Source organism: Promineifilum sp. (SeqCode), assembly GCF_041918635.1.
Classification (GTDB): domain Bacteria; phylum Chloroflexota; class Anaerolineae; order Promineifilales; family Promineifilaceae; genus Promineifilum.
This window is the reverse complement of sequence record NZ_JAYRVJ010000353.1, coordinates 1-6590: the sequence shown is the minus strand read 5'-3', so window position 1 is coordinate 6590 and position 6590 is coordinate 1. Positions and strand designations below refer to the sequence as shown.

5 protein-coding genes and 1 pseudogene are annotated in these 6590 nt (G+C 66.0%); 5 read left to right on the top strand and 1 reads right to left on the bottom strand.

The genetic code is table 11. The annotated features are described in order from the left end of the window. The 5 genes and pseudogenes from ACE3UY_RS11240 to ACE3UY_RS11220 form a co-directional block, all read left to right on the top strand. Nucleotides 1-871: pseudogene (locus tag ACE3UY_RS11240) on the top strand (hypothetical protein); the annotation flags it as partial. A 114-nt stretch (nt 872-985) separates the two neighbouring features. Next, nucleotides 986-2854 carry a hypothetical protein gene (locus ACE3UY_RS11235; protein WP_374687619.1) on the top strand — a complete coding sequence of 623 codons (1869 nt, stop codon included), beginning with the start codon at nt 986-988 and terminating at the stop codon, nt 2852-2854. Between the two features lie 268 nt (nt 2855-3122). Then, nucleotides 3123-3905 (top strand): hypothetical protein, encoded by a 783-nt coding sequence (locus ACE3UY_RS11230; protein ID WP_374687618.1) that lies wholly within the window; start codon nt 3123-3125, stop codon nt 3903-3905. Between the two features lie 195 nt (nt 3906-4100). Further along, entirely contained in the window at nt 4101-4916 is an 816-nt protein-coding gene (locus ACE3UY_RS11225; protein WP_374687617.1) for a VOC family protein, read from the top strand. A gap of 233 nt (nt 4917-5149) precedes the next feature. Next, on the top strand, nt 5150-5932 hold the full coding sequence (locus ACE3UY_RS11220; RefSeq protein WP_374687616.1) for a VOC family protein: 783 nt from the start codon (nt 5150-5152) through the stop codon (nt 5930-5932). 198 nt (nt 5933-6130) lie between these two features. On the opposite strand, the gene ACE3UY_RS11215 is transcribed toward ACE3UY_RS11220, so the two are convergent. Next, nucleotides 6131-6590 (bottom strand): hypothetical protein (locus ACE3UY_RS11215; RefSeq protein ID WP_374687615.1); only part of this gene is annotated, 460 nt, incomplete at its 5' end.

The following is a 6590-nucleotide window of genomic DNA, read 5'->3' as shown; positions in this document are numbered from 1 at the left end:
CGCTCTGGAGCCGTACTATGAGTGGGAGGCGGCCACCGACCTGAACCGGCCGGCCGACGCCGGCATCGGTCGGGCGCTGCGCATCTTCAGCGGCAACGCCCTGGTCGGCGGCTGCTGGGAGGAGTACGGCACGCCCTTCGCCCAACTGTTCTGCTACCTGGACGCCAACTACGACAAGTACGTGCCGGCCTTTGACCCGGAGGATCATGTGATCCCCGTCTTCTCCTTCCACACGACCGACCGCCGGCTGGGCCAGCAGTCTGGCCTGCTGGGCTATGCCGACGACGACTGGGCGACCGGCACGCCGCTCTACATCTACGTCTTCAACACGGCCACCTACCGCCTGTTTGGCTTCGGCTTATCGGCCGTCACCGTGCACGAGGTGGGCCACCATATCGGCCTGTCCCACCCGCACGACGGCTACGACGCCGAGCAGGGGATTGAATATGGCCCCGGCGGCCCGTTCTTCTTCGTCTGGCAGGGCGACTACAGCGCCACAACGATGAGCTATATGTGGGTCAACGACGGCTTCGGCCAGTTCGACCACGACAACATGAACCGTTACCTGTTCGCCGGCTACCTCAACTGGGCCAACGCCGTCCTGGCCGACATCGCCGCCCACCCCGACGCGGGCAGCGTACAGGGCTATGTGGACGCGGCCGAGGCGGCGGCGGTGACGGCGCAGCGGGCGTTCAACCGCTGGGACTACGCCACGGCCGCGGCCAGCGCGCGCGAGGCGTATGAGCAGATCGCCCTGGCGGCGGCTGAACTGGGCATCGATCCGTCTCTGAGCGTCCCGGTGCTAAGCATCGCCCCGACGGACGCGCCGCCCAAGGAAGGCGACCGGCTGAAGGAGCCGTTTGTTGATTGACACGAACTGTTGTGGCGTAGGATTCTTATCGTGGCACAGGTTTCTTAACCTGTGATGGAACGCAGGACAAGAATCCTGTGCCACGGCAGTGGAAAACCTAAGGAGGTACTTGAGATGAGGCAAAAAAGAGTGTGGGGTCTGGTGCTCCTGCTGGCGCTGGCGCTGATGTCGCTCACGTCGGCCGTCTACGCCCAGGACGCCGAACCGGCCGGACTGGTGCCGGGCGAGACGGTCACCTACCGCCAGACCGTGCCGATCCACATCGTGTTCGTCGGCTTCGAGCAGGACGACATCCGGCTGCCGGCCCTGCGCGCCTGGCTGCCGGCCAGCTATGAACCGCTGGTGCGCGCGCCGCAGTTCTACGGGCTGCCCGGCCGCGACATGGGCCTGCGCTTCAACTTCGACTATCACACCCATTTCACCAACCAGGCGTTCGAGAACGACTTCTTCAACTACCTGGCCTCCATCGCCACGCCGGGGGAGCCGACGCTCTTCCAGGAAATCTATAACGGCATGGCGAACAACGTCCTGGACGTGACCGGGCCAGTGGCCTACATCGACGCGCCGTCGGCCGAGCAGTGGCTGATGACCGCCGGCCAACAACGGCTGGGCATCAATCCCGACAAGAGCTACACCATCTACTACGTCAACTGGTACGACCGGCCCGACTTCCAGTTCCACGTCTACACCAAGACCGACAGCCCCGACCCGGACACCGGCTACAACTTCGGCGCGCTGCGCCCGACGCGCAAGCTGATCGCCTGGGGCGGCGGCCACGGCCGGACGTGGTTCTATGACCTGTCGGCCGGCCCCGATAGCTGGAGCGGCAACTACGACGTGGACAATGCCGACATCGACGGCGACGACGAGCCTGACTACCGCATCCCGGTCATCTGGGAGTACGCCGCCAACGGCTACCGCGACCCCCGCGAACTGTCGGGCGACCTGGGGCGCGTGGCGCGCTACGTGGGCATCAATCTGCTGTTCACCACCTCGCCGCTCTACGACCCGCTGGTCGCCGCGCCGGGGCCGGACGGGCAGCGCGTGGCCCACGTGGAGATCTTCGAGATGCACCGGCTGAGCAACGGTGTGGACTGGATCGACATGGACTTCGTCCAGGCCGAGTATGAGCGGTTCCAGCCCTACTATGATTGGCGCTTTGTGCTGGAGCAGGACAAACGGCCCATCGCGCCGGGGGCGCGGCTGGCGCTGCGCATCTGGGGCGGGCTGAGCCAGCGGGAAGACTGCTGGGTGGACTACGGCACGCCGTTCGCCGAGTTGTTCTGCCACTTCGACGAGAACTACTCGGATTACGTGCCGGAGTACGGCCCCCAGGATTACGTGGCTGCCGTCTTCGGCTACAACGGGGCCATCGCCAACATGGGCAACGTGCCGCTGGGCTTCGCCGACGACAACTACCGCGACGGCACGCAGTCCTACGTCTTCATGTTCGATGGGCCGGAGATTCGCGCCGCGGGCTACGGCTTCACGACAACGACGATTCACGAGTTGGGCCACCACTTCGGCCTGTCGCACCCGCACGACGGCTACGACTCGGAGCAGGGCCTCGACTATGGCCCCGGCGGCGACTACTACTTCGCCTGGCTGGGCGACGAGAGCTACACCATGATGTCCTACATCGACCTGACCTGGGAGTTCGGCCAGTTCGACGAGGACAACCTGTACCGCTACGAGTTCGCCGGCTACCTCAACTGGGCCAACGACCTGCTGGCCGACATTCAGGCCCACCCCGACCGGGCGACCGTGCGTGACCTGGTGGCCGCCGGCCAGAACCACGCCCGCCAGGCCGAGCGCGCCTTCCGGCAGTGGGACTACCTGGCCGCGGCCACGCACGCCCGGCTGGCGTTTGAGGCCATCGCCACGGCGGCCCAGACGTTGGGCATCGACGTCGGCCCGGCCGCCGTCGCGCCCGCGCTGCCGCCGACCGGGGCCATGCCGCGGTGGGTCGATCCGATCCGGTAGTGAGTCGTGATTAGTGTCAGTGGTTAGAAAGACCCCGCCGGAGAGGCGGGGTCTTTTATCGTTCGTAGTCAGGCGGTCTAGAGCTTTAAGAAATGGCTACGGATACGGACGGAAGCAGACGGATTGATGATATGGAGTGAAGGATTAAATCCGTTCTTACTCCGTACCGTCCGTGGGTATCCGTAGCCATTTCTTAAGACTCAAAATCGCCTGACTACGAACCAAACTCGGCTACAATGAGCGCTATTCCACACAGGGACGGACGACGATGCAAACGATAAAGAGTATCCTGGCGGTGATAGCGGTCATTCTGGCCGTGGTCGGCGTCGTGTTGAGCGGGGCGGGCATCTATTACAGTTGGGCGCTGAACGGGCCGGCGACCGAGACGCTGACCGGCGTGTTGAGTAGCGCGGCGCGCGGGCTGACGGCCGCCGACCGCGCGCTGACGCGGGCCACCGATGGCCTGGGGCGCGCGGAGACGGCCGTTAGCACCGTGGAAGGCGCGGCCCTGGCCGTCGGCGAGACGCTGGTGGAGACGGATCTGGCCTTCGCGCTGCTGGAGCGCACGGTCGGCGACACGCTCTTCCCGGCCGTGGCCGCGGCCCACGAGACGCTGCGCACCACGGCGGAGATGGTGGTCGCTTTCAACGATTCGCTGGAGGCGGTGAATAGGCTGCCCTTTGTGGAAGTGCCCACGCTGACCGAGGAATTGGGCGTGGCGGCCGACCAATTGGCGGCCGCGCAGCAGCGGATCGCCGACGTGCGCGCTGAATTGCAGGCGATGAAAGAGGATACGGTCGGCCGTCCGGTGACGTTCGTGACCGACAGGACGGGGCCGGTACTGACCGACCTGCAGTCGGCCCAGACGACGATAGCCCGCGCGCAGGCGGAGATCGAGGCCACGCTGGCCGCCATCGCCGCGCGCCAGGCGACGCTGGCCCGGACAATCGACCTCATCTCGCTCGGGGCGACGGCGGCGCTGTTGTGGCTGATCGCGGCGCAGGTTAGTCTGGGCTTGCAGGCGGCGCGCTATGTCCGGGCCAGGAACTAGGCGCTGGCGATCTCCTAACCCGCCCTCAGACCAATACTCGTGCGCTAACATCAACTGCCTACCCACTAATAGGGGTGGGTTTCCATCATGCCATCTCTCTGGCGCTAGACCAGATGTTCTAGTTATGGTATACTAGACGAACAAATGGGGGGCTTTTCCAATTGGCGATTGGTTCACAGCGGAGGTCTGAAAATCATGCAAATCGTGACGAAGTACCCGGATGGCGTCTTTTGTTGGGTGGATTTAACGACGCCTGACGTGGAGGGGGCCAAGGCATTCTACGGCGGGCTGTTCGGCTGGGAGACCGACAGCCACTCGGACACGGGTTACTACACCTTCCGGCTGCATGGCTACAGCGTGGCCGGCGTCGGGCCGATGAGCGCGGAGATGCAGGCCGGCGGCTCGCCGCCCGTCTGGATTTCTTATGTCAAGCATGAGGACATCGACAGCGTCGCCGGGCGAGCGGCCAACGCCGGCGGGACGGTCTTCTCGCCGCCGATGGACGTGCCCGCCGCGGATGGCGGTTCCGAGGGGCGCTTTGCGCTCATCATGGACCCAACCGGCGCGCCGTTCGGCGTCTGGGAGCCAAGCAACCACACCGGGGCGCAACTGGTCAACGTGCCGGGCGCGCTGGTCTGGAACGAGTTGCAGACGCGCGACACGGCCGCGGCCAGCGCCTTCTACCGCGACGTGTTCGGCTGGACGACGGCCGAGATGAACCCCGGCTACGCCGTCTGCCAGGTGGACGGCCGCGGCCAGGCGGGCATGCTCACCATCGAGGAGAGCTGGGGCGACGTGCCGCCCAACTGGACGGTCTACTTCCAGGTGGACGACGTGCCGGCTGCGGCGGCGCGGGCCGAAGCGCTGGGCGGGGCCGTCGTTGTGCCGCCTTCCGATCCGGCGCAGTCGTGGCAGTTCGCCGTGCTGCGCGACCCGCAGGGGGCGCACTTCACCGTCGCCCATTGGAACAACCCCTCCGACCCGCCGCCGGGCGAGACGAAGGAAGGGTAGGGGCTAGGTTCTAGGGGCTAGGGGCCAGGGGCTAGGGAAGAAGGCCGGCCCTGGCGTATTCGGAGTGCGCATCCTCAGATGCGCAAGGTTTTAGAGTCCGCATCCTCAGATGCGGGTTCCGCGGCAGGGAAGTCGCGCGGTTTCGGAGTCCGCATCCTCAGATGCGGACTCCGATGTTCGGGGGGACGCCGCTGGCTTTGAGAAATCCAAGACTAGAAGATGGAGGTTGATCAATGGCGAAGTACGCAGATGGGACGTTTTCTTGGGTCGATTTGACGACGACGGACGTGGCGGGCGCAAAGGCGTTCTACGGCGGGCTGTTCGGCTGGACGAGCGAAGACCGGCCGACGAGCGAGGGCCGGCCGCCCTACACCATGTTCTTCCTGGACGGCCGAATGGTGGCCGGGGGCAACCCCATGAGCCCGCAGATGCGCGACATGGGCGCGCCGCCGGTCTGGGTGGCTTATGTCAATCATAGCGACCTCGACAGCGTGGCCGCCCGCGCGGCCGAGGCCGGCGGCGTCGTCTTCATGCCGCCGATAGACGTGGTCACCGGGGCCGGCGAGGCGCAGGGGCGCATGGCGCTGATCCAGGACCCGACCGGCGCGCCGTTTGGCGTCTGGCAGCCGGGCGTTCACACCGGCGCAGAGGCGACGGAAACGCTGGGGGCGATGTCCTGGAGCGAGTTGCAGACGCGCGACCCGGCCGCGGCGGCCGCCTTCTATGGGCGGGTCTTCGGCTGGCAGGCTGAGGGCAACGAGTGGTACACCGGCTTCAAGGTGGACGATCAGGTCGTGGCGACGGCGATCCCTATTGGGCCGGACTGGGGCGACGTGCCGTCAAACTGGAACGTCTACTTCATGGTGGCCGACGTGCGCGACGCGGCGGCGCGAGCCGAGGCGTTGGGCGGGGCGGTGGTGCGCGGCCCGGCGCCCATGGGCGAGTTCGGCGAGTTCGCCGTGCTGCGCGACCCGCAGGGGGCGCACTTCACCGTGGCCCGCTGGAACCCGATGTAGGGGCTAGGTTCTAGGGGCTAGGGGCTAGGGAAGAAGCCCGCCCCTACGATGTGCGCGCTAGGAAGAAGGAACGGAGGTGCTACTCGTTCGTCGTTGGTAAAGCGCGAAGGCCCCGCCACCTGGCGGGGCCTTTTTCTATGGCGGGCATACGCTTTGGGCTGATCCCGCTGGCAACTGCCTGGAAAGTCAGCAGGGAGGTCATTGAGTCGTCACCTGCACGGTATAGGCCACGGTGATGTTGGTGTTGTTGACAGCCGCGGTGCGGATGTAGTAGCGGCCGGGCACAGCGTTGGAGTACACGATCTTGAACTCCGGCCCGACGGTGTCGGACACCGGCGCGGCGTTGGGCGGGAGGAGCTGCAGCTGCGGCTGGCTGACGACGTTGTTGGTCATCGTCACGACGACCGTCCCCTGCTGATCGAGTTCGAAGAAAAAGTAGTCGAACCGGTCATTGGGGTAGGCCTGATAGGCGCGGCCGATCACCATCGGCCCATTGGCCTGAGCGATGTCGTTGTTCGGCTCGGCCTCGAACGGCCCCACCCAGCCGACCAGGTCGTAGTGGATGGAGGGCAGGAAGGCGCGCGATGCGGTGGTCGTGCCCTGGACGTAGTTGACGCGCACGGTGTGGTTACCAGCCGGCATGGTGGCGGTGTTGCTG